Source organism: Polaromonas sp. P4_F9 (assembly GCF_056401235.1).
The window spans coordinates 133601-157573 of the sequence record NZ_JBFUJT010000008.1; the positions used below are offsets into that span (position 1 = coordinate 133601).

At 62.4% G+C, this 23973-nt stretch carries 17 protein-coding genes and 2 tRNA genes; 14 read left to right on the forward strand and 5 right to left on the reverse strand.

The features are described from left to right. The first annotated feature begins 27 nt into the window (after window positions 1–27). From rpoB to AC1DUB_RS09455, 12 genes are all read left to right on the forward strand, one after another. The gene (gene rpoB, locus AC1DUB_RS09400; RefSeq protein ID WP_477729330.1) at window positions 28–4140 is read left to right on the forward strand and encodes a DNA-directed RNA polymerase subunit beta; all 4113 of its coding nucleotides are present in this window, start codon (window positions 28–30) and stop codon (window positions 4138–4140) included. Window positions 4141–4166: 26 nt separating this feature from the next. Then, on the forward strand, window positions 4167–8393 hold the full coding sequence (gene rpoC / locus AC1DUB_RS09405; RefSeq protein WP_477729331.1) for a DNA-directed RNA polymerase subunit beta': 4227 nt from the start codon (window positions 4167–4169) through the stop codon (window positions 8391–8393). Between the two features lie 316 nt (window positions 8394–8709). Next, entirely contained in the window at window positions 8710–9303 is a 594-nt protein-coding gene (locus AC1DUB_RS09410) for a LemA family protein (RefSeq protein WP_011485316.1), read from the forward strand. Between the two features lie 306 nt (window positions 9304–9609). Next, window positions 9610–10617, forward strand: a complete 1008-nt coding sequence (locus AC1DUB_RS09415; RefSeq protein ID WP_477729332.1) for a M48 family metalloprotease — start codon at window positions 9610–9612, stop codon at window positions 10615–10617. Between the two features lie 162 nt (window positions 10618–10779). Next, window positions 10780–11118, forward strand: coding sequence for a c-type cytochrome (locus AC1DUB_RS09420; RefSeq protein WP_477729333.1), 339 nt, complete (start codon window positions 10780–10782; stop codon window positions 11116–11118). A 23-nt stretch (window positions 11119–11141) separates the two neighbouring features. Next, a complete protein-coding gene (locus AC1DUB_RS09425; protein ID WP_477729369.1) occupies window positions 11142–12434 on the forward strand; it encodes an FCSD flavin-binding domain-containing protein in 1293 nt (430 codons plus the stop codon). Window positions 12435–12751: 317 nt separating this feature from the next. Next, the gene (gene rsmB / locus AC1DUB_RS09430) at window positions 12752–14182 is read left to right on the forward strand and encodes a 16S rRNA (cytosine(967)-C(5))-methyltransferase RsmB (protein ID WP_477729334.1); all 1431 of its coding nucleotides are present in this window, start codon (window positions 12752–12754) and stop codon (window positions 14180–14182) included. Further along, window positions 14163–14807: a DUF4390 domain-containing protein gene (locus AC1DUB_RS09435; protein ID WP_477729335.1), complete on the forward strand. Its 645-nt coding sequence runs from the start codon at window positions 14163–14165 to the stop codon at window positions 14805–14807. Before rsmB ends, AC1DUB_RS09435 begins: the two co-directional genes overlap by 20 nt. Next, window positions 14804–17101, forward strand: coding sequence for a sensor histidine kinase (locus AC1DUB_RS09440; RefSeq protein WP_477729336.1), 2298 nt, complete (start codon window positions 14804–14806; stop codon window positions 17099–17101). The genes AC1DUB_RS09435 and AC1DUB_RS09440 overlap by 4 nt, the downstream gene beginning before the upstream one ends. A 68-nt stretch (window positions 17102–17169) precedes the next feature. Continuing rightward, window positions 17170–17847: a response regulator gene (locus tag AC1DUB_RS09445; protein ID WP_477719225.1), complete on the forward strand. Its 678-nt coding sequence runs from the start codon at window positions 17170–17172 to the stop codon at window positions 17845–17847. 58 nt (window positions 17848–17905) lie between these two features. Beyond that, window positions 17906–17981, forward strand: a tRNA-Phe gene (locus AC1DUB_RS09450). Window positions 17982–18037: 56 nt separating this feature from the next. After that, window positions 18038–18113 (forward strand) — tRNA-Gly (locus tag AC1DUB_RS09455). Window positions 18114–18205: 92 nt separating this feature from the next. Here AC1DUB_RS09455 and AC1DUB_RS09460 read toward each other — a convergent pair. After that, complete coding sequence (locus AC1DUB_RS09460) at window positions 18206–18520, reverse strand: tyrosine-type recombinase/integrase (RefSeq protein ID WP_477729337.1); 315 nt, start codon at window positions 18518–18520, stop codon at window positions 18206–18208. Between the two features lie 289 nt (window positions 18521–18809). On the opposite strand from AC1DUB_RS09460, the gene AC1DUB_RS09465 reads away from it, so the two are divergent. Further along, window positions 18810–19307: a hypothetical protein gene (locus AC1DUB_RS09465; protein WP_477729338.1), complete on the forward strand. Its 498-nt coding sequence runs from the start codon at window positions 18810–18812 to the stop codon at window positions 19305–19307. Between the two features lie 622 nt (window positions 19308–19929). After that, window positions 19930–20412, forward strand: a complete 483-nt coding sequence (locus AC1DUB_RS09470) for a low molecular weight protein-tyrosine-phosphatase (protein ID WP_477729339.1) — start codon at window positions 19930–19932, stop codon at window positions 20410–20412. A 239-nt stretch (window positions 20413–20651) separates the two neighbouring features. Here AC1DUB_RS09470 and AC1DUB_RS09475 read toward each other — a convergent pair whose 3' ends face one another. The 4 genes from AC1DUB_RS09475 to AC1DUB_RS09490 form a co-directional block, all read right to left on the reverse strand. Further along, window positions 20652–21356, reverse strand: coding sequence for an SDR family oxidoreductase (locus AC1DUB_RS09475; protein WP_477729340.1), 705 nt, complete (start codon window positions 21354–21356; stop codon window positions 20652–20654). A gap of 104 nt (window positions 21357–21460) precedes the next feature. Then, a complete protein-coding gene (locus tag AC1DUB_RS09480) occupies window positions 21461–22462 on the reverse strand; it encodes an NADP-dependent oxidoreductase (protein ID WP_477729341.1) in 1002 nt (333 codons plus the stop codon). Window positions 22463–22636: 174 nt separating this feature from the next. Then, a complete protein-coding gene (locus tag AC1DUB_RS09485; protein WP_477729342.1) occupies window positions 22637–23077 on the reverse strand; it encodes a DUF2147 domain-containing protein in 441 nt (146 codons plus the stop codon). Between the two features lie 23 nt (window positions 23078–23100). Next, window positions 23101–23919: an oxidoreductase gene (locus AC1DUB_RS09490; RefSeq protein ID WP_477729343.1), complete on the reverse strand. Its 819-nt coding sequence runs from the start codon at window positions 23917–23919 to the stop codon at window positions 23101–23103. Window positions 23920–23973: the final 54 nt, after the last annotated feature.

Consider the following 23973-nt stretch of genomic DNA (forward strand, 5'->3'; position numbering starts at 1 on the left):
GCCAGAGCCCATCAAAGCGGAGAACTCATGGCCTATTCCTATACCGAACGCAAACGCATCCGCAAAAGCTTCGGCAACCGCGAGAGCGTGTTGACTGTTCCCTATTTGCTGCAAATGCAGAAAGACGCGTACACGGCGTTCCTGCAAGCCGATCGTGCGCCCCAGAAGCGCACCGTAGAAGGTCTGCAGGCAGCGTTTGAAAACGCATTCCCCATCGTCTCGCACAACGGTTTTGTCGAGATGAAGTTCATCGAGTACAACCTGGCCAAGCCCGCCTTCGACGTGCGCGAATGCCAGACCCGTGGATTGACCTTTGCCTCGGCCGTCCGCGCCAAAGTCCAGCTGATCATCTATGACCGCGAGTCATCCACATCGCAGTCCAAGGTCGTCAAGGAAGTCAAGGAGCAGGAGGTCTACATGGGCGAAGTGCCGCTCATGACCGACAAGGGCTCTTTCGTCATCAACGGAACCGAGCGCGTGATCGTGTCCCAGCTGCACCGCTCCCCCGGCGTGTTCTTCGAGCACGACAAGGGCAAGACCCACAGCTCGGGCAAGCTGCTGTTTTCGGCCCGCATCATTCCTTACCGCGGCTCCTGGCTCGACTTCGAGTTCGACCCGAAAGACGTGCTGTATTTCCGTGTCGACCGCCGCCGCAAGATGCCGGTCACGATCCTGCTCAAGGCCATCGGCCTGAACCCGGAGTCCATCCTCGCGAACTTCTTCGTGTTCGACAACTTCCGCCTGATGGACAGCGGCGCGCAGATGGAATTTGTCGCCGAGCGCATGCGCGGCGAAGTGGCCCGTTTCGACATCACCGACAAGAGCGGCAAGGTCGTTGTCGCCAAAGACAAGCGCATCACGGTTCGCCACACCCGCGAGCTGGAGCAAAGCGGCACCACCACCATCAGCGTACCTGAAGACTTCCTGGTGGGCCGTGTGGTCGCCAAGAACATCGTCGACGCTGAAACCGGCGAGATCATCGCCAAGGCCAACGACGAGCTGACCGAAGCGCTGCTGAAAAAACTGCGCCTGGCCGGCGTGCAGGACCTGCAGGTGCTGTACACCAACGAACTCGACCAGGGTGCCTACATTTCGCAAACCCTGCGCGCCGATGAAACGGCTGACGAGTTTGCGGCCCGCGTGGCGATCTACCGCATGATGCGTCCCGGCGAGCCACCGACGGAAGACGCTGTGCAGGCCCTGTTCCAGCGCCTGTTCTACAACCCGGACACCTACGACCTGTCCAAGGTCGGCCGCATGAAGTTCAATGCCCGCGTGGGCCGTGACGACTCTACCGGCCCCATGGTCATGACCAACGAGGACATCCTCGCGGTCGTCAAGATCCTGGTGGACCTGCGCAACGGCAACGGCGAGGTCGATGACATTGACCACCTCGGCAACCGCCGTGTGCGCTGTGTCGGCGAACTCGCGGAAAACCAGTACCGCACCGGCCTGGCACGTATCGAAAAAGCCGTGAAAGAGCGTCTGGGCCAGGCGGAGCAAGAGCCGCTGATGCCGCATGACCTGATCAACAGCAAGCCGATTTCCGCCGCGCTGAAGGAATTCTTCGGTGCGTCCCAGCTGTCGCAGTTCATGGACCAGACCAACCCGCTGTCCGAGATCACCCACAAGCGCCGTGTTTCGGCCCTTGGCCCCGGTGGCTTGACCCGCGAGCGTGCCGGCTTCGAAGTGCGTGACGTGCACGTGACCCACTATGGCCGCGTCTGCCCGATTGAGACGCCTGAAGGTCCGAACATCGGCCTGATCAACTCGCTGGCCCTGTATGCCCGCCTCAACGAATATGGTTTCATCGAAACACCGTATCGCCGTGTGGTGGACAGCAAGATCACCGACCAGATCGACTACCTGTCGGCCATTGAAGAAGGCAAGTACGTCATTGCCCAGGCCAATGCCCTGCTCGATGAGTCCGGTACACTGACCGGCGACCTGGTATCGGCCCGCGAGAACGGTGAATCCGTGCTGGTCGGCGCAGAGCGCATCCAGTACATGGACGTGTCGCCCGCGCAGATCGTCTCGGTGGCTGCCTCGCTCGTGCCCTTCCTTGAGCACGATGACGCCAACCGCGCKCTGATGGGCKCSAACATGCAGCGTCAGGCCGTGCCTGTGCTGCGCCCTGAAAAGGCCTTTGTCGGTACCGGCATCGAGCGCGTGTCTGCAGTGGACTCCGGCACCGTGGTGACGGCCAATCGCGGCGGGGTGGTCGATTACGTCGATGCCACCCGCATCGTGGTGCGTGTCAATGATGCGGAAGCCCTCGCCGGCGAAGTCGGTGTGGACATCTACAACCTGATCAAGTACCAGCGTTCCAACCAGAACACCAACATCCATCAGCGCCCGATCGTCAAGATCGGCGACAAGCTGGCCAAGGGCGACGTGATCGCCGACGGTGCCTCGACGGACATCGGCGAACTGGCCCTGGGCCAGAACATGCTGGTGGCGTTCATGCCCTGGAACGGCTACAACTTCGAGGATTCGATCCTGATTTCCGAGCGCGTGGTGGCCGAAGACCGCTACACCTCGATTCACATCGAAGAACTCGTGGTGATGGCGCGCGACACCAAGCTGGGCTCCGAAGAGATCACCCGCGACATCCCGAACCTGTCCGAGCAGCAGCTCAACCGCCTCGACGAATCCGGCATTATTTATGTCGGCGCTGAAGTCCAGCCGGGTGACACGCTGGTGGGCAAGGTCACGCCAAAAGGCGAGACCACGCTGACGCCGGAAGAAAAACTGCTGCGCGCCATCTTCGGCGAGAAAGCCAGCGATGTGAAAGACACCTCGCTGCGCGTGAGCCAGGGCTCGCAGGGTACCGTGATCGACGTGCAGGTCTTCACCCGCGAAGGCATTGTGCGCGACAAGCGTGCCCAGCAGATCATTGACGACGAGCTCAAGCGTTTCCGTCTGGACCTGAACGACCAGCTGCGCATTGTGGAAGCCGATGCATTTGACCGCATCGAAAAGCTCCTCAACGGCAAGGTTGCCAACGGCGGCCCGAAAAAGCTGGCCAAAGGCACCAAGATCGACAAGGCCTACCTGGCCGACGTCGAGAAGTACCACTGGTTCGACATCCGCCCGGCGGATGACGAAGTGGCTTCGCAGCTGGAAAGCATCAAGAACGCCATGGAGCAGACGCGCCACAGCTTCGACCTGGCTTTCGAAGAGAAGCGCAAGAAGCTCACGCAGGGCGACGAACTGCCGGCCGGCGTGCTCAAGATGGTCAAGGTTTACCTGGCCGTCAAGCGCCGCCTGCAACCCGGCGACAAGATGGCCGGCCGCCACGGCAACAAGGGTGTGGTGTCCAAGATCGTTCCGGTCGAAGACATGCCCTACATGGCCGACGGCACGCCGTGCGACATCGTGCTCAACCCGCTGGGCGTGCCTTCGCGCATGAACGTCGGTCAGGTGCTCGAGGTGCATCTGGGCTGGGCTGCCAAGGGCCTGGGCCAGCGCATTGGCGACATGCTGCAAGCCGAAGCCAAGGTGGCCGAGCTGCGCAAGTTCATGGACACCCTGTACAACAAGTCGGGCCGCATCGAGGACCTGTCCAATCTGTCGGATACCGATGTGCTCGAGATGGCGAGCAACCTGGCAACGGGTGTTCCCTTTGCAACGCCGGTGTTTGATGGTGCCTCGGAAGAGGACATCATGACCATGCTGAAGCTGGCCTATCCGGACGACATCGCCAAGGCCAAGGGCCTGACGGCGACGCGTACCCAGGCTCAGCTGTATGACGGGCGCACGGGCGACCAGTTCGAGCGCACGACGACGGTCGGCTACATGCACGTGCTGAAACTTCACCACCTGGTGGACGACAAGATGCACGCACGTTCAACCGGACCGTACTCCCTGGTTACCCAGCAGCCGCTGGGCGGCAAGGCGCAGTTTGGTGGCCAGCGTTTCGGCGAGATGGAGGTCTGGGCGCTGGAAGCCTATGGCGCTTCCTACACGCTGCAGGAAATGCTCACCGTCAAGTCCGACGACGTGCAGGGCCGTACCAAGGTGTACGAGAGCATCGTCAAGGGCGAGCACGCGATCACGGCAGGCATGCCCGAGTCGTTCAACGTGCTGGTCAAGGAGATTCGTTCGCTCGGCATCGATATCGAGCTGGAACGCAGCTAATTACAGGAAAGAAAAGGATTTAACTCATGAAATCATTACTCGACCTGTTCAAGCAATTCACGCCGGATGAGCATTTCGATGCCATCAAGATCGGCATGGCCTCGCCCGAAAAGATCCGTTCGTGGTCTTTCGGCGAAGTCAAGAAGCCTGAAACCATCAACTACCGCACCTTCAAGCCAGAGCGCGACGGTCTTTTTTGCGCCAAGATCTTTGGCCCCATCAAGGACTACGAATGCCTGTGCGGCAAGTACAAGCGCCTCAAGCACCGCGGTGTCATCTGCGAGAAGTGCGGCGTTGAAGTCACGCAGACCAAGGTTCGCCGCGAGCGCATGGGTCACATCGACCTGGCCGCTCCCTGCGCGCACATCTGGTTCCTGAAGTCGCTGCCGTCGCGTCTGGGCCTGGTGCTCGACATGACGCTGCGCGACATCGAACGCGTGCTGTATTTTGAAGCCTACGTGGTGACCGACCCCGGCATGACTCCGCTGAAGAAATTCAGCATCATGTCGGAAGACGACTACGACGCCAAGCGCAAGGAATACGGCGATGAATACGTCGCCAAGATGGGCGCCGAAGGCATCAAGGACCTGCTCGAAGGCCTGGATCTCGACATCGAGATCGACAAGCTGCGCAACGACCTGACCGGTTCCGAAATCAAGATCAAGAAAAACGCCAAGCGTTTGAAATTGATGGAAGCGTTCAAGAAGTCCGGCATCAAGCCCGAGTGGATGGTGCTGGACGTGCTGCCTGTGCTGCCGCCGGACCTGCGTCCGCTGGTGCCACTGGACGGCGGCCGCTTTGCGACCTCCGACCTGAACGACCTGTATCGCCGCGTCATCAACCGCAACAGCCGTCTGCGCCGTCTGCTGGAGCTCAAGGCTCCCGAGATCATTGCCCGCAATGAAAAGCGCATGCTGCAGGAAGCGGTCGACTCGCTGCTGGACAACGGCCGCCGTGGCAAGGCCATGACGGGCGCCAACAAGCGCGCGCTGAAGTCGCTGGCCGACATGATCAAGGGCAAGTCGGGCCGTTTCCGCCAGAACTTGCTGGGCAAGCGCGTCGACTACTCCGGCCGTTCCGTGATCACTGTGGGCCCGACGCTCAAGCTGCACCAGTGCGGCTTGCCCAAGCTGATGGCACTCGAGCTGTTCAAGCCGTTCATCTTCTCGCGCCTCGAAGCCATGGGCATCGCGACCACCATCAAGGCGGCCAAGAAGGAAGTCGAATCCGGCACGCCGGTGGTGTGGGACATCCTGGAAGAGGTCATCAAGGAACACCCCGTGATGCTGAACCGTGCGCCTACGCTGCACCGTCTCGGTATCCAGGCCTTTGAACCCATCCTGRTCGAAGGCAAGGCSATCCAGCTGCAYCCGCTCGTCTGCWCGGCYTTCAACGCCGACTTCGACGGTGACCAGATGGCCGTTCACGTGCCGCTGTCGGTGGAAGCGCAGATGGAAGCCCGCACGCTGATGCTGGCCTCGAACAACATCCTGTTCCCTGCCAACGGCGAGCCTTCCATCGTTCCGTCGCAAGACGTGGTGCTGGGCCTGTACTACACCACCCGCGACCGTACCAACGGCAAGGGCGAAGGCCTGGTGTTCTCGGACACCGGCGAAGTCCGTCGCGCGTTTGACGCGGGCGAGCTTGACCTGAACGCCCGCATCAGCGTGCGCCTGACCGAATGGACCAAGAACAAGGAAACCGGCGAGTTCATCCCGTCGACCAAGCTGTGGGAAACCACCGGCGGCCGTGCGCTGCTGTCTGAAATCCTGCCCAAGGGCCTGCCTTTCTCCAACATCAACAAGGCGTTGAAGAAAAAGGAAATCTCCAAGCTGATCAACGTGTCTTTCCGCAAGTGCGGCCTGAAAGAGACGGTGGTGTTTGCCGACAAGCTGCTGCAGTCGGGCTTTCGCCTGGCGACCAAGGCCGGCATTTCCATCTGTATCGACGACATGCTGGTGCCCAAGGAAAAGCACGACATCATCGCGCGTGCCCAGAAGGAAGTCAAAGAGATCGAGCAGCAGTATGTCTCGGGTCTGGTGACGTCCGGCGAGCGCTACAACAAGGTGGTCGACATCTGGGGCAAATCCGGCGACGAAGTCTCCAAGGTGATGATGGCCCAGCTCTCGAAAGAGAAGGTCATCGACCGCAATGGCAAGGAAGTCGAGCAGGAATCCTTCAACTCCATCTACATGATGGCCGACTCCGGCGCCCGCGGTTCTGCCGCGCAGATTCGCCAGGTGGCCGGTATGCGGGGTCTGATGGCCAAGCCTGACGGCTCCATCATCGAGACGCCGATTACCGCCAACTTCCGCGAAGGCCTGAACGTGCTGGAGTACTTCATCTCCACCCACGGTGCCCGTAAGGGTCTGGCTGACACCGCGCTGAAAACGGCCAACTCCGGTTACCTGACGCGCCGCCTGTGCGACGTGGTGCAGGATCTGGTGGTGACCGAAGATGACTGCGGCACGCAAGAGGGCTCGCTGATGCGCGCCATCGTCGAGGGTGGTGAGGTGATCGAATCGCTGCGCGAGCGTATCCTCGGCCGCACCGCGGTGGAAGATGTGCTGCACCCTGAGAACCGCTCGGTCCTGGCTAAAGCCGGTGCCATGCTGGACGAAGACCTGATCGACGAACTCGAAGCGGCCGGTGTCGACGAAGTGAAAGTGCGCACGGCCCTGACCTGCGAAACCCGCTTCGGCCTGTGCGCCAAGTGCTACGGCCGCGATCTGGGCCGCGGTGGCCTGATCAACATCGGTGAAGCGGTCGGTATCATCGCCGCCCAGTCGATTGGTGAGCCCGGTACGCAGCTGACGATGCGGACCTTCCACATCGGTGGTGCTGCATCGCGTGCGGCGATTGCTTCCAGCGTCGAAGCCAAGTCCAACGGCGTGATCGGTTTCAATGCCCCGATGCGTTATGTGACCAACGGCAAGGGTGAACTGGTGGTGATTGCCCGTTCCGGCGAGATCGTCATTCATGACGAGCATGGCCGCGAGCGTGAGCGTCACAAGGTGCCGTACGGTGCCACGCTGACGGTCAAGGCCGACCAGACCATCAAGGCTGGCGCCATCCTGGCCAACTGGGATCCGCTGACGCGCCCCATCATTACCGAATTCGCCGGCAAGGTGCTGTTCGAGAATGTGGAAGAAGGCGTCACGGTGGCCAAGCAGGTTGACGATGTGACGGGTCTGTCGACCCTGGTGGTGATCGATCCGAAGCGCCGCGGCGCGACCAAGGTGATCCGCCCGCAGGTCAAGCTGATTGATGCCACGGGCAATGAAGTCAAGATCCCCGGCACCGACCACTCGGTGACGATCGGCTTCCAGGTCGGTGCGCTGGTTCAGGTGCGCGACGGCCAGGACGTGGGCCCCGGCGAAGTGCTGGCCCGTATCCCGATCGAAGGCCAGAAGACCCGCGACATTACCGGCGGTCTGCCGCGCGTGGCCGAGCTGTTCGAAGCCCGTACGCCGAAAGACAAGGGTACGCTGGCCGAGATGACCGGTACCGTGTCGTTTGGTAAAGAGACCAAAGGCAAGGTTCGCCTGCAGATCACCGATCCGGACGGCAAAGTCTGGGAAGACCTCGTGCCCAAGGAGAAGAACATTCTCGTGCACGAAGGCCAGGTGGTGAACAAGGGTGAGTCGATTGTCGACGGCCCGGCCGACCCGCAAGACATCCTGCGTTTGCTGGGCATGGAAGAGCTGGCCCGCTATATCGTCGATGAAGTGCAGGACGTTTACCGCTTGCAGGGCGTGAAGATCAACGACAAGCACATTGAAGTGATTGTTCGTCAGATGCTGCGCCGTGTGGTCGTCGAAAATGTGGGCGACTCCAGCTACATCTCCGGTGAGCAGGTTGAACGCTCGGCCATGCTGGATGCCAACGACGCCTTGCGCGCCGAGGGCAAGATCCCTGCAACCTTCAGCAACCTGCTGCTCGGTATCACCAAGGCCTCGCTGTCGACCGATTCGTTCATTTCCGCGGCTTCCTTCCAGGAAACCACCCGCGTGCTCACCGAGGCTGCCATCATGGGCAAGCGCGACGAGTTGCGCGGCCTGAAAGAAAACGTGATCGTCGGCCGCCTGATTCCTGCGGGTACCGGCATGGCCTACCACGAGGCACGCAAAGCCAAAGACCTGATGGACGACGCAGAACGCCGTGCCATCGCCGAGGCGGAAGCGGCCGAGCTCGAAGCCGTGACGGCCACGGCACCTGCCGATGCCGGCGGCGACAGTGCTGCGACCGAGTAAGCTGTACAGCACCTGATGCCCTGACGGGCGTCAAGCCTCCCACCTCGCAAGGGGTGGGAGGCTTTTTTTTTGGCCGCTTCGGCCTGCGCCGCTTTCCCTGAAGATGCGGAATCAGGGTGGCGAACGGCCCTGTCACAAACCCGCGCGAAAAAGGCTTTTGCCGATATGCTGCGTGGATGATTGGCTAAAAATAATACGGAAAGTCGTGTCGACGGGGGATGCCTTGTCGATCCGGCCGAAAAGCAGTTAACCTCGCGGCACGCGTTGGCGTTGCCTCCGGGTTTGCCTGCCTGTCACTCTGCTTCAAGGAAGATCCATGTCCCTCAGTAACCTGGTTTCGATCGCCGTGCTCGCCCTGCTGGTGTGCTGGGCGGTGGGCGCCTACAACCGCCTGGTGCGCCTGAAAAACCTCATCGCCAACGCCTTCGGCCAGATCGATGTGCAGCTCAAGCGGCGCTATGACCTGATTCCCAATCTGGTGGAGGCCGCCAAGAAATACCTGCAGCACGAGCAGAGTACGCTGGAGGCGGTGATGGCCGCGCGCAACCAGGCGCGTACCGCCAGCGATGCGGTGCGAAGCCGCCCGGCCAATGCCGCCGCCGTGACCACGCTGGCCGCCGCCGAGCAGGCCCTGGACAGCAGCCTCGGGCAGCTGTTCGCGGTGGCCGAGGCCTACCCCGAGCTGAAAGCCGACCAGACCATCCGCGACCTGAGCGAAGAACTCACCAGTACCGAGAACAAGGTCGGCTTTGCGCGGCAGGCCTATAACGATGCGGTGCTGGACTACAACAACGCACAGGGGCAATTCCCGGCCGTGCTGATTGCCCGCGTGTTTGGTTTTGCGCCTTCGGCCATGCTGCGCGCGACGGAGAGCGCGGCCGAGCGCCAGGCCGTGCGCATCCAGATGTAGTGATGGCCCCCACGCTTGTCGCTTCGCGTACTGCGCGAGGCCTTGCAGGCCGCGGCTTGCGGGACGCTTCGCCTCTGTCGCCCGTCCAAGCCTGCGCAGGCAGGCTTGGAGCCGCGGGCTCCAGCCCCTCGGGGGCCGCTGCGCCTGCGGTCTGGCAAAGCCAGTCCCGCGGCCCCTGCTGGGATGAAGAGCCCCCACGCTCGCTCGCTGCGTGTAGCTCCCGCGGCCCTGGCTGGTTTGGAGCCTCCGTAGGTCTTCCCGATCGCCTTGAGGTATCGAAGGGTGAGGTGACCCGTGGGAATATGAATGCGCTTCTTTGAACGGCAGGAAGCGGCCCGCGCGCAGACCGCCAGGCTGCTGCTGCTCTTTGGACTGACGGTGCTGGCGCTGGTGCTGGCTGTCAACGCCGCGCTGGCCCTGAGCTGGCGGTTGGTGACTCTGGGACTCGGCGATTACCCGGCCTATTTTTTTGCGGTCAACACCGGCATGACCCTGCTGTTCGTGCTGGGCGGCTGGTGGCTGGAGACCTCGGCCTTGCAGGGTGGCGGTGAAAAGCTGGCACGCCGCGCCGGTGCGCGCGAGGCCTGGCCGTCCAGCCGCGCGGCTGAACAGAAGCTGTGCAACATCGTCAGCGAACTGGCCATCGCCGCCAGCATGAAGCCGCCGGTGCCCATGGTGCTGGACCGGGAAGAGGGCATCAACGCCTTTGCCACCGGCTGGGACGAGGATGACGCGGTCGTGGCCGTCACGCGCGGCGCACTCGACAAGCTGACGCGTGATGAACTGCAGGGCCTGGTGGCCCACGAATTCAGCCATCTGCGCGAGGGTGATACCCGCCTGAACATGCGGCTGGGCGGCATGGTGTTCGGGCTGGAGATGATTTTCAATCTGGGCCGCAGCATGTGCGAGACCGATGGGGACGGCCATCGCTCCTTCATGGCCTTGCCGGGCTTCGCGATCATGGCCACCGGTTCTTTGGGCTGGCTGGCGGGCCGGATGCTGAAGGCCGCAGTCTCGCGTCAGCGCGAGTATTTGGCGGACGCCCGGGCTGTGCAGTTCACACGCAGCAAGGACGGCCTGGGCGGTGTGCTGCGCAAGGTGGCGGGGGAGGAGGCGCAGGGCCTGGGCATGCGGCGCAGCCTGCACCCGGCGGTGCAGCACATGCTCCTGGTCAACGCGAATCCGCATGCCCGCTGGTTTGCCAGCCATCCGCCCCTGTCCGAGCGCATTCGCCGCATCTATGGCCGGCCCATGGCCGCACTGCCGGCGCAGCGTGACGATGAAGTGGCCACGCGGCCCGACGCCATTTTTTAAATCCGGCCAAAGCGCCCGCGATGATTGGCGCATGCGAACCTGGCACATGATTTGAATGCCGGAGCGCGCAGGCCGTTTGGCTTTCGACGTACTGGATACTCCCTATAGGGTGCACCGGGTACCGCGTTAAATTGTCAGCTGGTCGCAATGTCAGGAGAAGCCATGAAAAATAAAACCACCGCAAGCCTCACGATGTCCTTGCTGTGCCTTGCGTTCTGCCCGCCGGGAAGCGCGTGGGCGCAGGCTGCCGGTCCCCAGGAGGCGCTGTACGCCGCAAGCCTGGCCGCGACCTGTGCCAACTGCCACGGCACCAACGGCAAGGTGGTCGACGGCTCCAGCGTGACGTCGCTGGCAGGGCTCGACAAGAATTACATCACTGCCCAGATGAAGGCCTTCAAGGCGGGCACCCGACCGGCCACCGTGATGCACCAGATCAGCAAAGGCTTTAGCGATGCGCAGATCGAGTCGCTGGCGGCCTACTTCGCCGCCCGGAAGAAATAAGCCAGCCAGGACCGAACATCATGATGAATACCTCTCATTTCAAACGCCGTTCCTTCCTGCAATCAACGGCCGCAGCGGGGCTGCTGGGCCTGGCCGGCTGCGCCAGCACCTCCGGCACTCCTTCCAAAGCCCGGGTGGTGGTGATTGGCGGCGGCTACGGCGGGGCCACGGCCGCCAAGTATGTGCGTCTGCTGTCGGCCAACAAGATTGATGTGGTGCTGATCGAGCCGCAGGACGTCTTCATCTCCTGCCCCATCTCCAACCTGGTGCTCAGCGGCGGCAAGCAGCTCGGCGACCTCACGACGCCCTACACGGGTCTGTCGAGAAATCACGGCATCACCGTCGTCAAGGACTACGCCAGCGCCATCGATACCGCCCGCAAGACCGTCACGCTTGGGAGCGGCACCACCGTCGCCTACGACAAGCTGGTCGTCTCGCCCGGTGTGGAGCTGTTGCTGGGCAGCGTGGAAGGCCTGAGGGAAGCCAATGCCGCCGGCCAGATTCTTCAGGCCTGGAAGGCCGGCGCCGAAACCATGGCGCTGCGCCGGCAACTCGAAGCCATGCCCGACGGCGGCGTGTATGCCATCACCATTCCCGAAGCTCCCTACCGCTGCCCGCCCGGCCCTTATGAGCGCGCGTCGGTCATTGCCGGCTATTTCAAGGCCGCCAAGCCGCGCAGCAAGGTGTTGATCCTGGACGCCAACCCTGATGTCACCTCCAAAGGCCCCCTGTTCAAGAAGGTCTGGGCCGAGCAGTACAAGGGCATGGTCGAGTACCGCAGCCAGCACAAGGTCACTGCGGTCGATGCGAAAGCGGGCCTCATCAGGTTTGATCTGCAGGACGACGTCAAGGCCAACGTGCTGAACGTGCTGCCGCCCATGCGTGCCGGCGCGATTGCCGTGCTGGCGGGCCTCAACAACCAGGCCAACAATCGCTGGTGCGGCGTCAATTACCTGAGCTTTGAGTCGACCGCCGCCAAAGACGTGCATGTGCTGGGCGACGCCATCCAGGTGGCGCCCGCCATGCCCAAGAGCGGCCACATGGCCAACAACCATGGCAAGGTGGCCGCCGCCGCGATCGTGGCGCAGCTCTCCGGCTGGGACGTGAACCCCGCGCCCATGCTCACCAACACCTGCTACAGCTTCGTCGACAACAAGAATGTGATTCACGTGGCCAGCGTGCACGAGTATGTGGCCGCCGAAAAAACCTTCAAGACCGTGGCCGGCTCGGGCGGTGTCAGCGCCGGTCCGACTGAACTCGAAGGTGTTTATGCCCTGAACTGGGCGAGCAACATCTGGGCAGATACCCTGACCTGAGATTGGCCCCGGGCGGGCCACCCCACTGGCCACTCCGAATTGCAAGCAGGGGCCACGGGACTGGCTTTGCCGGACCGCAGGCGTGTATATAAGGCACCCCCGTCCAGGCTCACTGCGTGTAGCCTGTTCCCCCTCAAGGGGGCGGCGCCAGCGGTCTGGCAAAGCCAGTCCCGCGGCCCCCGCTGGTAGTGTCCCCTGAACTCTTAAACCCAGCATGAGCCGTGGAACCGGCTTTGCCGGGCCACAGGCGGGCGGCCCCCTCGGGGGGCAGGGCGCTACACGCAGTGAGCAACCGTGGGGGCTGGTCTAATACCCCGATGCAAGACAACCCGACCCAAATTCCCCTGTGGCGCCAGCTTCAGGGGGCTGCTTCCCTTTTGATGGCCGTGCGTGATGGCCAGTCCATGACGGCCGCGCTCGAGGACGTCGACGCCGCGCTGCGGCCCGGCGTCCAGTCCCTGGGCTTTCACACGCTGCGCTGGCTGGGCCGCGCCGAGGCCTTGCGCCAGCAACTGGCCAAACGCCCGCCGCCACCTGAGGCCGACGCCTTGCTGTGCGTGGCCCTGGCCTTGGCCTGGAACGAAATCGATGTCCGCAATGCGGAACAATTTTCCGACGGGCCGCCCCTAGGAAAATTAGCCCCCTCGGGGGGCAGCGTAGTACGCGAAGCGACAAGCGTGGGGGCCAGGTACACGGCGCACACCCTGGTTGACCAGGCCGTTGAGGCCGCCAAGCGCGGCGACGCCACGCAGCACCAGGCCAGTTTCATCAACGGCTGCCTGCGGCGCTTCCTGCGCGAGCGGGACGACCTGGTGGCGCGCAGCGAAAAAAGTCCCCAGGCCGTCTGGAACCACCCGCAGTGGTGGATAGACCGGGTGCGCAAGGACCACCCTGGGCAATGGCAGGCCATCCTGCAGGCCAACAACTCCCGGGCACCGCTGATTCTGCGGGTTAATGAACGAAAGACGACGCAAGCACAGTATTTGCTGGCACTGTCTGCTATGAATATTGCAGCGACCTCGGTGGGAAAACAGGGTGTGATCCTGGCCAGCGCCCAGCCTGTGCCGTCGCTGCCGGGTTTTGCCGAGGGGCATTTTTCGGTGCAGGATGCCGCTGCGCAGCTCGCCGCGCCGTTGTTGCTCGAGGGGCTGAACACTGGCGACGGGCAGGGCGCGCGCCCGAGGATCCTGGACGCCTGCGCCGCGCCCGGCGGTAAAACCGCCCACCTGCTGGAGCTGGCCGACTGCGACGTGACCGCGCTCGACATCGACGCCCGCCGTTGCACGCGCATCGCACAAAACCTGGGGCGCCTGGGCCTGCAGGCGCACATCGAGGTTGCCGATGCAGGCCGCCCGCAGGACTGGTGGGACGGCCAGCCTTACGACGGCATCCTGCTCGACGCGCCCTGTACCGCCTCGGGCATTGTGCGGCGCCATCCCGACGTGCGCTGGCTGCGCCGGCCGACCGACATTGCCCAGCTGGCCGGCATCCAGGCGCATTTGCTCCAGGCGCTGTGGCCGCTGCTCAAACCGGGTGGACGGCTGTTGTATTGCACCTGCTCGGTTTTCCGGGCGGAAGGCGACAACCAGATACAAACGTTTGTTGCACACCACACAGATGCTTTATTAATGCCATCGCCAGGGCATTTGCTGCCCCAAAGTGGGGCCGGAGCGACAGTCTTCCCGGACAATTTGATGCGTGAGCACGACGGTTTTTATTACGCCATTCTTGAAAAACGCAACCCTTAGCACCGTTGCGCGCTTCCTGCTGGGTTTTTACCTGTGCGCGCTGCTGGCCTGCGGGGCGGGGGCGGCGTCGGCCACCGAGATATCCCAGCTGCGCGTCGAACGCGCCGATGACGGCATCCACCTGTCGGCGCTGGTCCGGTTTGACATACCGCCGGTGGTGGAAGACGCCCTGCTCAAGGGCATCCCGATGTTTTTCGTGGTCGAGGCCGACATCTACCGCGAGCGCTGGTACTGGACGGATCCGCGGGTGGCCAGCGCCGCCCGCACCATCCGCCTGGCCTACCAGCCCCTGACCCGGCGCTGGCGCGTCAACGTGGCCTCGGGCCTGATCAGCAGCTCGGCCGGCTTGCGTGCCACGCTCAACCAGAACTACGACACCCTGCCCGAAGCCCTGTCGGCCATCCAGCGCGTGGCCCGCTGGAAAATTGCCGAAACATCCGATGTCGATCTCGATGCCACGCACAAGCTCGAATTCAGTTTCCGGCTCGACCTGTCGCAACTGCCACGCCCCTTCCAGATCGGCGTGGCCGGCCAGCGGGAGTGGGCGGTGTCCGCGCAGCTCAAGGAGAGGCTGAGGCTGGAGCCAGCGGCGCCCGCAGCCGGCAGCACCGAGGGAAGCAAGTGAGCGGTCCGCGCAACGTGGATTCGATCAAAAGCAGCAAGGCCTTTCGCTGGACCGTGGGCGTGGGCGTGGGAACCATGGCCGCCCTTGGTCTGGTATTGATGTTCCTGCTGACCCAGGCCACCGGCAATCGCGAGCTGTACGAACGCAATTACGCGCTGCTCTTTGTGCTGAACGTGGCCGTGGCCGTGCTCTTGCTGCTGGTGATCGGCTGGATCGTGCTGCGCCTGGCGCTGCGGCTGCACCGAGGCCGTTTCGGCAGCCGCCTGCTCGTCAAGCTGGCGGCCATCTTTGCGCTGGTGGGCCTGCTCCCGGGCCTGATGATTTATGTCGTGTCCTATCAGTTCGTGTCGCGCTCCATCGAAACCTGGTTTGACGTGGAAGTGGAAGGGGCGCTGGCGGCCGGCCTGAACCTGGGGCGTGTCACGCTGGACACCCTGGCGGCCGACCTGGCCAACAAGACGAAGCAGGCCGCCACGCAATTGTCGGAAACCCCCGATGCCATGGCCGGCCTGGCGCTGGAGCGCCTGCGTGACCAGCTCACGGCCAGCGATGTGGTGCTCTGGAGTGCATCGGGCCAGGTGATTGCGAGTGCGGGCGAATCGCGCTTTTTGCTCAAACCCGAACGCCCCTCGGCGCAGCAACTGCGCAGCGCGCGCACCCTGCGCGTCGTTACCCAGATCGAAGGCCTGGACGAGGTGTCCCCCGGCGGCACCGGCGAGCTGGCCGGCAGCGGGGCGGCCAGTGCCGGCGCCGCCGCAGCGGCGGCCAATACGCCGCCGCGCGTCAAGGCCATTGCCGTGGTCAACAACCCGAATGTGAATGTCCTGGGGGATTCGCGCTTTTTGCAGGTGACCGAGATATTGCCCGCGAGCCTGGTGGCCAACGCCATTGCCGTGCAGGAGGCCAACCGTGAATACCAGGAGCGCGCGCTGGCGCGCAGCGGCCTGCGCAAGATGTACATCGGCACCCTCACGCTCAGCCTCTTCCTGGCGGTGTTTGGCGCCGTGCTGCTGGCGGTCTTGCTGGGCAACCAGCTGGCCAAGCCGCTGCTGGTGCTGGCCGAAGGCGTGAGGCAGGTCGCCCGGGGCGACCTGACACCCAAGGCCGCGTTGCAGGGCAAGGACGAACTGGGTGGCCTGACCCGTTCATTTGCCGACATGACGCAGCAGCTGGCCGATGCCCGTTCCGCGGTGCAGCAAAGCATGAACCAGGTCGACGCCGCGCGCGCCAACCTGCAGACCATCCTGGACAACCTCACCGCGGGCGTCATCGTGCTCGACGTGCGCGGCCGCATCCAGTCCAGCAACCCGGGCGCGACCCGCATCCTGCGCGCGCCGCTGGCGGCCTACCACAGCAAGTCCCTCGGCGAAGTGCCGGGCCTGGAGGTATTCGCCAAGGATGTGCTGGCCCAGTTTGCCGACTACCTCAACAACAACGCACCGCATGGGCTGGAGCATTGGCAGCAATCGTTTGAACTCAAGGCCGCCGTGCCCGGCGCACCCGACAACGCCATCACCCTGATTGCGCGCGGCGCCAAAATGCCGGGCACCGAAGAGTTTTTGCTGGTGTTCGACGACATCTCTGAAATGGTGTCGGCCCAGCGGGCGCAAGCCTGGGGCGAAGTCGCACGCAGGCTGGCGCATGAAATCAAGAACCCCCTCACGCCCATCCAGCTGTCGGCCGAGCGCCTGGAGATGAAGCTCACGGGCAAGGTCGGCGAAACCGAGCAGGCGCTGCTGACCAAATCCGTCAAAACCATCGTGGACCAGGTTGACGCCATGAAGCGCCTCGTCAACGAGTTTCGCGACTACGCCCGCCTGCCTGCCGCCGAACTCAAATCCATTGACCTCAATGCGCTGGTCAACGATGTGATGCAGCTGTACGCCGGCGAGAACGCGGTGGTGCCCGTTTATGCCGAGCTGGACCCCAAAGCCCCGCTGATTCAGGGCGATGGCCAGCAGCTGCGCCAGGTCATTCACAACCTGCTGCAAAACGCGCAGGACGCGCAGGAAGGCAGGCCGGATGCCCGTGTCACCCTGAAAACCGAATACTCCGACACCTCGAAGCGCGTACGCCTGAGCGTGCGCGACAACGGCACCGGCTTTCCCGAGTACATCCTCAAGCGGGCCTTTGAGCCCTACGTGACCACCAAGGTCAAAGGCACTGGCCTGGGTCTTGCTGTCGTCAAGAAGATTGCAGATGAACACGGCGCACGCATCGATATTTCCAACCGCGTGGTGGACGGTGTGGTGCAAGGGGCTCAAGTGTCGTTATCATTTGCAGTTGTGGTTTAACAACACATTCAGTAACACATTCAACGACACTCCGCATCGGCAACAACTGGCAGGGCAGCAATTCAATCATGGCAAATATTCTGGTGGTCGACGACGAGCTGGGCATACGCGACCTTCTCTCGGAAATTCTCAATGACGAAGGACATCAGGTCGAACTGGCTGAAAACGCAGCGCAGGCGCGTGCCGCCCGTTCGCGCACCCGGCCCGACCTGGTGCTGCTCGACATCTGGATGCCCGACACCGATGGCGTGACACTGCTCAAGGAGTGGTCGTCCAGCGGCCTGCTCAGCATGCCCGTCATCATGATGAGCGGCCACGCCACCATAGACACCGCGGTAGAGGCCACCAAAATTGGTGCCATGGCGTTTCTTGAAAAACCCATCACCCTGCAAAAACTGCTCAAGGCCGTGGAGCAGGGCCTCACCAAAACAGCGGCCCGCAAGCCAGCCATCCTGAACCATGCGACGGTGCATTCGGCGGATCTCACGGTGGAAGCCGTCATGACGGGCAGCATCTTGCCCGCACCCATCGACCTGGGACCGCAGGCCACGCAGAGCTTCCTGCTTGAAAAGCCGCTGCGCGATGCGCGTGACGAGTTTGAAAAAGCCTATTTTGAATTTCACCTCGCCAAAGAGGGCGGCTCCATGACCCGCGTGGCCGAGAAGACCGGTCTGGAACGCACCCACCTCTACCGCAAGCTGAAGCAATTGGGCGTTGATCTCACGCGCGGCAAGCGCGCCGCTTGAGTGCCGGGGCAGCCGCTTTTTTAGCGGTGCCTGCGGCTGATATATAATCTTAGGCTCAGGCCCGGTAGCTCAGTCGGTAGAGCAGAGGATTGAAAATCCTTGTGTCGGTGGTTCGATTCCGCCCCAGGCCACCAAATTTGAAAGCCCATCCACGCGATGGGTTTTTCTTTGATCGCAGCAGCGGTCATGCGCGGGAATAGCTCAGTTGGTAGAGCGCAACCTTGCCAAGGTTGAGGTCGAGAGTTCGAGACTCTTTTCCCGCTCCATATTTTCCAAATTGCCTGTAGATCTGTTCATTGCGATAGGCTCTGAACCTGGCGGGTTCACCGCGAATGCGCACAGGCGAAGGCGCGAACATTTACCGAAGTGGTTTGACGCGACCGCCCATTCTGACCTTTACGTAATGCTCTGTCATCTCTCTATTCCTATGTCCTAGCAAGCGTTGCGAGTGCGCCAAATCGCCAGTGTCGGTCGCAGCTTTCGCCCGTATGTCCCGGAACTGAAAATCCACTTTCGCGAGGGTACGTGCCTTGTCGAAGCGGGAGCGTAGGGCGAACTGCGTCAACGGCTGCCCGTTCTCGTCTTGAATCAAATAAGTGCTAATCGCTCGGCGTGGGCGCTCGTTAATTCTGGCGATGACGGCCGCTAGTTCGCGGGTGATCTCGACGCCCATCTGAGGGGTTGCGGCGATTTTCGAGCGGGTCTGACCGACCAGCAGGAAATCAGTGCTATGAGTGTGCTGAGCCCGGCCATGGCGCCGGCTTGGCGGTCGTCACTGACCTGGTGGCCAGCCGCGAAGGTGAGCTGAAGCTGTCTCGCTCCGAGTGGGGTGGGGCGCAAGGTGGACATTGTCCTGCCGGCCGCTTGACTGCCAGCCTGCTCAGAATCTTTCTTGAATCGGTTCAGCTTGCGTTCATACACGGACGCGCAAGATGTGATCCATGCCAACCCAAGGAGCTTTCATGAAACCTCTCATTTCCACCAAATCGCTCGCAGCAGTTGCGGTCGCACTGGGCGCTTTCGCGGCGGCTTCGGCGGCGCACGCCCGTAGCGACGTTTACTTCTCTGTCGGCGTGCAGTCACCGGGAGTCTACGTGCAGCCGGCTCCTGTGTATGTGCAGCCCCAGCCGGTCTACGTCCAGCCCCGGGCTGTTTACGCGGCACCTCGCCCCGTGTACGTGGATCCCCAGCCGGTCTACACGCCCGCGCCGGGCCACTATGGGCGCTATGACAGGCAGAACTGGGAACGCCGCGGCCCTTACGGCGACCACGACCGCGATGGCATCGCCAACGTCTACGATCCGGACAGCCCGCGCAACCAGCGGCGCCATGCACGCCTTTACGGCCCTTACGGTGATCTAGACCGCGACGGCATCATGAACCAGGACGACCGCGATCGTGACGGTGACGGCGTTCGCAACCGCTACGACCGCCTCCCGGACAATCCGTACCGCAATTAGCATGGGTCGAGCGCGTCTGCGAGCACGCAGCCCCCACGTCGGTGTCAGCACTTGCCAGGGGCGGCGGGTTTTTTTGAGTCAGCTTTTCCGGGCTCAACAGTGAAGCGAATCGATCAGATTGAGATCGAGAATGTGAGGCACCCACTAAAAGCCATCCTGCTTCACTGCCCATTGCTGCGCAGTAGTCTCAACGATCCGCCGAGCATTCGCCATGGTGTCAGCCTCCGAGTGCCATTTCACTGCAGCAGGAAAAGGCCAAGGAGAAACCTTGCGTAGACGCGGAGGGGGAGACGAAGGCATTGCTCGGCGCGGTTGACTTTGAGGTGAAGGGTGCTGCATGGCTCTGTTTCCTTTTTCCTGCGATTGCCAACCATCTTACTGGACAAGCTGTGGATTTATACAGTATATTTAAGTCATGGACGAGATGACCCCAAGCCAGTGGATTGCCAAGTGTGGGGAGAAGCTGCACGAGCGTTGGCACACGGTTGAGACGGCTCAACTTGAAGAGGTTGCTGTGGCGATATGGCAGGACGCGCAGCTTCGTTCCATGCCGCCGGAAGAGGCTGCTGCAGTGTGGCTAAGACCGGTCGCGCCTGTAGCTGGCTAAAGTGCAGCTGTCCCAATGAAAACCTACTCAGTTCTCTTCGTCTGCATGGGCAACATCTGCCGAAGCCCCACGGCCCATGGTGTATTCCGGCAAAAGCTCATCGAGCATGGCCTGGCCGATCAGGTACAAGTGGACTCGGCCGGCACGCACAACTACCACGCCGGTAACCCGCCAGACGAACGTTCCCAGGCTCACGCCGTGAAGCGAGGCTATGACCTGTCGGACCTGCGAGCCCGTCAAATCGTGGACTTAGACTTCGAGAGCCACGACTTGATCCTGGCAATGGACTGGGACAACCTGGCTTTGATCCAGGCTGACTGCCCCGCTGAATATCAAGGCAAGGTACGCAGGCTGACTGAGTTCTGTCTGAAGCACGAGAGTCCCGTGGTGCCTGACCCTTATTACGGCGGTAAGGATGGCTTTGAGCATGTGCTGGACCTGGTGGAGGATGCTTGTGAGGGGCTGATCCGGCATGTGAGGCAGCGGGTTAGTCTCTGATGACCCAGCTTTTCGCAGAAACAGAACAAGAAGGATTGGATCACCGAGTTATTTGAGTTCTTTTAGTGGGTACAACGATGGCGCCCGACTGGTTGAGCCGCCGGCGCGAACTAGCCTCCCGGTGTGGTCGGTTCATACCGGCACACTGGATTGTTGCGCAAGGGCCGGATAGTCGGTGTAGCCCTTTGGGCCTGGCGTGTAAAACGTCGCCATGCTGGCGATCCAGTCAGGTTTCGGGTTCAGGACGCCTGCGGAAGGTAGCTGGGCCTTGCCGCCGTCAGCCCGCGCTTGACCTGCAGGGTGAGTTCATCGGCCAGCACCTCGTCGAAGCCGGATTCGAGTCCGTCGAGCGCACGCTTGACGATCTCCTCAGGACTGGACTTCGGGACATCGAACCCGCGCGTGAGATCGGTATCGACGTAGGCCATGTGTAGCGCCAGCACTTGCGTCTTCTGCGCCGCCAGTTCGCTGCGCAGGGCATTGGTGAGTGACCAGGCTGCGGACTTGCTTGCCGAATAGGCTGCCAACTCGCCGCCGTTCACCCACGAGGCAACCGACAAGACGTTGAGCAACGCGCCGCCACCGTTGGTTTTGAGAATCGGCGCGAAGGCCTTGCTCATGCGCAACACGGCGAAGAAGTTGGTCTCGAAGATGCGCCGTGCGGTGTCTTCGCTGTCGGCTGCGAGAAAACCTCCCGGCTGGGCAATGCCGGCATTGTTGATCACCAGCGTGACATCCGAGGCCAGCGCTGCAGCGGCTGCCACGTCTGCCGGCGTGGTGACGTCGAGTCGCAGGGCTTGAACACCGGATTGGGTGACGGTTGCGGGGTCGCGCGAGCCGGCGTAGACCTTGCGGGCACCGCGGGCGAGCAGTTCGCGCGCGAATGCCAGGCCGATGCCGCGATTGGCGCCCGTGACGAGGACAACAGAATTCTCGATTTTCATAGCAATCTCCAAAAAATAAGGGGAGGGGGACAAACAGATTCAGCTGCCGGCTTTCAGGTCTTTCAGGTCTTTCAGGTCTTCCAGCCGCACTGACATGAACAAACTCACTTGATCTTGACGACGACCTTGCCTTTTGCGCGGCCAGCTTCGACGTAGGCCATGGCCTCGTTGGTTGATTCGAACGGGAAGACCCGGTCCATCACGGGGCGGATGACGCCGGCATCGAAGAGGCGGGTGATCTCGCGCAGCTGGCTCCCGTTCGCCTTCATGAATAGGAACGAGAAGCCGACCCCGCGGCTCCTTGCCTTGCGCCGGATGCCTGAGCTCAGCAGCCGCATGACCAGTTTCACGAATCCGGGTGCCCCGATCTCCTTGCCGAATTCGGGATCAGGCGGTCCGGAGATGGAGATGAGCTTGCCGCCGGCCTTGAGCACGCGCAAGGACTTTTCGAGCGTCTTGCCGTCCTGGCTGTTCAGCACCACGTCGTAGTCGCGCAAGACCTCCTCAAAGTCCTGCGTCTTGTAGTCGATGACGACGTCTGCGCCCAGGCTCTTTACGAGTGCGACATTGGCCGTGCTTGTCGTCGTGGCAACGGTGGTGCCCAGATGCTTGGCCAACTGGATGGCAAAAGAGCCTACACCGCCGGAGCCCGCCTGAATGAAGACCTTCTGCCCCTGCTTCAGGTTGGCCTTCTCGACCAGTGCCTGCCAAGCCGTCAAAGCCACCAGGGGAATGGAAGCGGCTTCTTCCATCGTGAGATCCTTGGGCTTGAGCGCAAGCGATGCCTCCTTGACCGGGACGAATTCAGCGAAGGTACCGATCCGAAAATCATCCGGCCGCGCATAGACCTCATCGCCCAGCTTGAACTGCCGCACGCGCGCGCCAACCTTGACGACCACCCCAGCGACGTCGTGGCCCAGGATGAGAGGCAGGCGATAGGGCAGGATGAGTTTGAACTCTCCATCCCGGATCTTGGAGTCCAGCAGATTCACGCCAGCGGCGTGGACCTGAACCAGGACCTCGTCATCGCGCAGTTCCGGATCTGGCATGTCTGCCAACCGCAACGCGCGCTTTTTTCCATAGCGCTCGAGAATAAAAGCTTTCATGTTTTTCCTTATTTCTGGCGTACCAGGTTTGCGACCGGCCCAGGACGGGCACGTCGATATAGCCGCGCACGACCGCCAGACGAGGCGCCTGTGACGAGCGCAATCGGATTTTTGGTTTCCATGGGGAATGCCTTTCAGTGGAGGAACGCGACGGGGCGGCGCATCTGCCGTGTCTTATTCGACTCGCAGCCAGTGCTGAGTGCGAAAAAACGGTCCCAGGTAGCCGCGCACCTCGAGCACCTTGCCTCCGTCGAGCGGCTTCAGCCTCACTCGATAGACCTTGCCATTGTTCGGATCGAGGATCTCGCCGCCCTCCCAGATACCGTCACCGGCGGCCTTGACGTTGCGCATGATCATCATGCCGAGCATCGGCTGGTTCTTGCGCTCGTCGGTGCACTGGTCGCACTTCGTGTCCTGCCGCGATGGGTCGAGCAGCTTCTCCATCCTGCCGCCCAGCACGCCGCCCGCGTCACCGATGCGCACGTGCGACAAAGGCTGCTTCGTCTCGTCGTCGATCACCTTCCACAGCCCTATCGGGGTGGCCTGCGCAAACGCGCCACCACTGGCCAGCATGAGCGCCAGCGTGAAGGCCTTCGTCAGTTTCTTGTTCACCATGTTTGCTCTCCAGCGTTCCGCAATCAGGCTGCGACAAGACGCAGGTTTTTTCGGATGCCGGCGTCCACCATGCCTGCAGGCGCGTAGGTCCGGAGCAACTGCAGGCGGCTGGCGCGGCTGCCGGGCGTGTATCGGAGTTTCGGGCTGGCCGCGATCGCGGCTTTGAGCACGGTCTCGGCCACGACGGCCGGATCGTCCGCCTCTTCGATCAACTCGGTCATCCGCTTGCCGACGGTCTCACGAACGTCGCGGTATGCATCCAGCTTGGCGTCGGCTTGGAGCAAGTTCGCGTCAAACTGCGTCTTGGTGTTGGCAGGCTCGATCACCGAGACCCGGATGCCCATCGTGCGCAACTCATGGTCGAGTGATTCCGAATAACCTTCGATCGCGTGCTTGGTCGCGGCATAGAGCGCCATGTAGGGCATCGGCAGGAAGCCGAAGATGGAGCCGATGTTGATGATGCGACCGCTTCCCTGATGTCGCATGTGAGGCAGGACCGCACGGGTCATTCGGACGATTCCGAAGAAGTTGGTGTCGAAGATGGATCGGACCTGTTCCATCGAACTCTCTTCAGCACCTGCAGGCGCAGTACTGAATCCCGCGTTGTTCACGAGAAGGTCGATGCGGCCTTCCAGCTGCATCAGCTTCTGGACCGCAGCGTCGACCGACTCGTCCTGGGTCACATCCAGGGGCAGCATCTCGAACGATCGCTGGCCTGCCTGGCCGCCGCGCCTGCTGGTGCCGTACACCTTGTAGCCGGCCTGCGAAAGCCGCTGCGCGGTCGCTTCGCCGATGCCCGAGGAGGCCCCCGTCACGAGGGCAACCTTGTATTTCATGTTCATGATGTTTCTCCTTCAGCGGGTGGGATTCGGAGCTCGTCGGCATGCGGGGTGCAT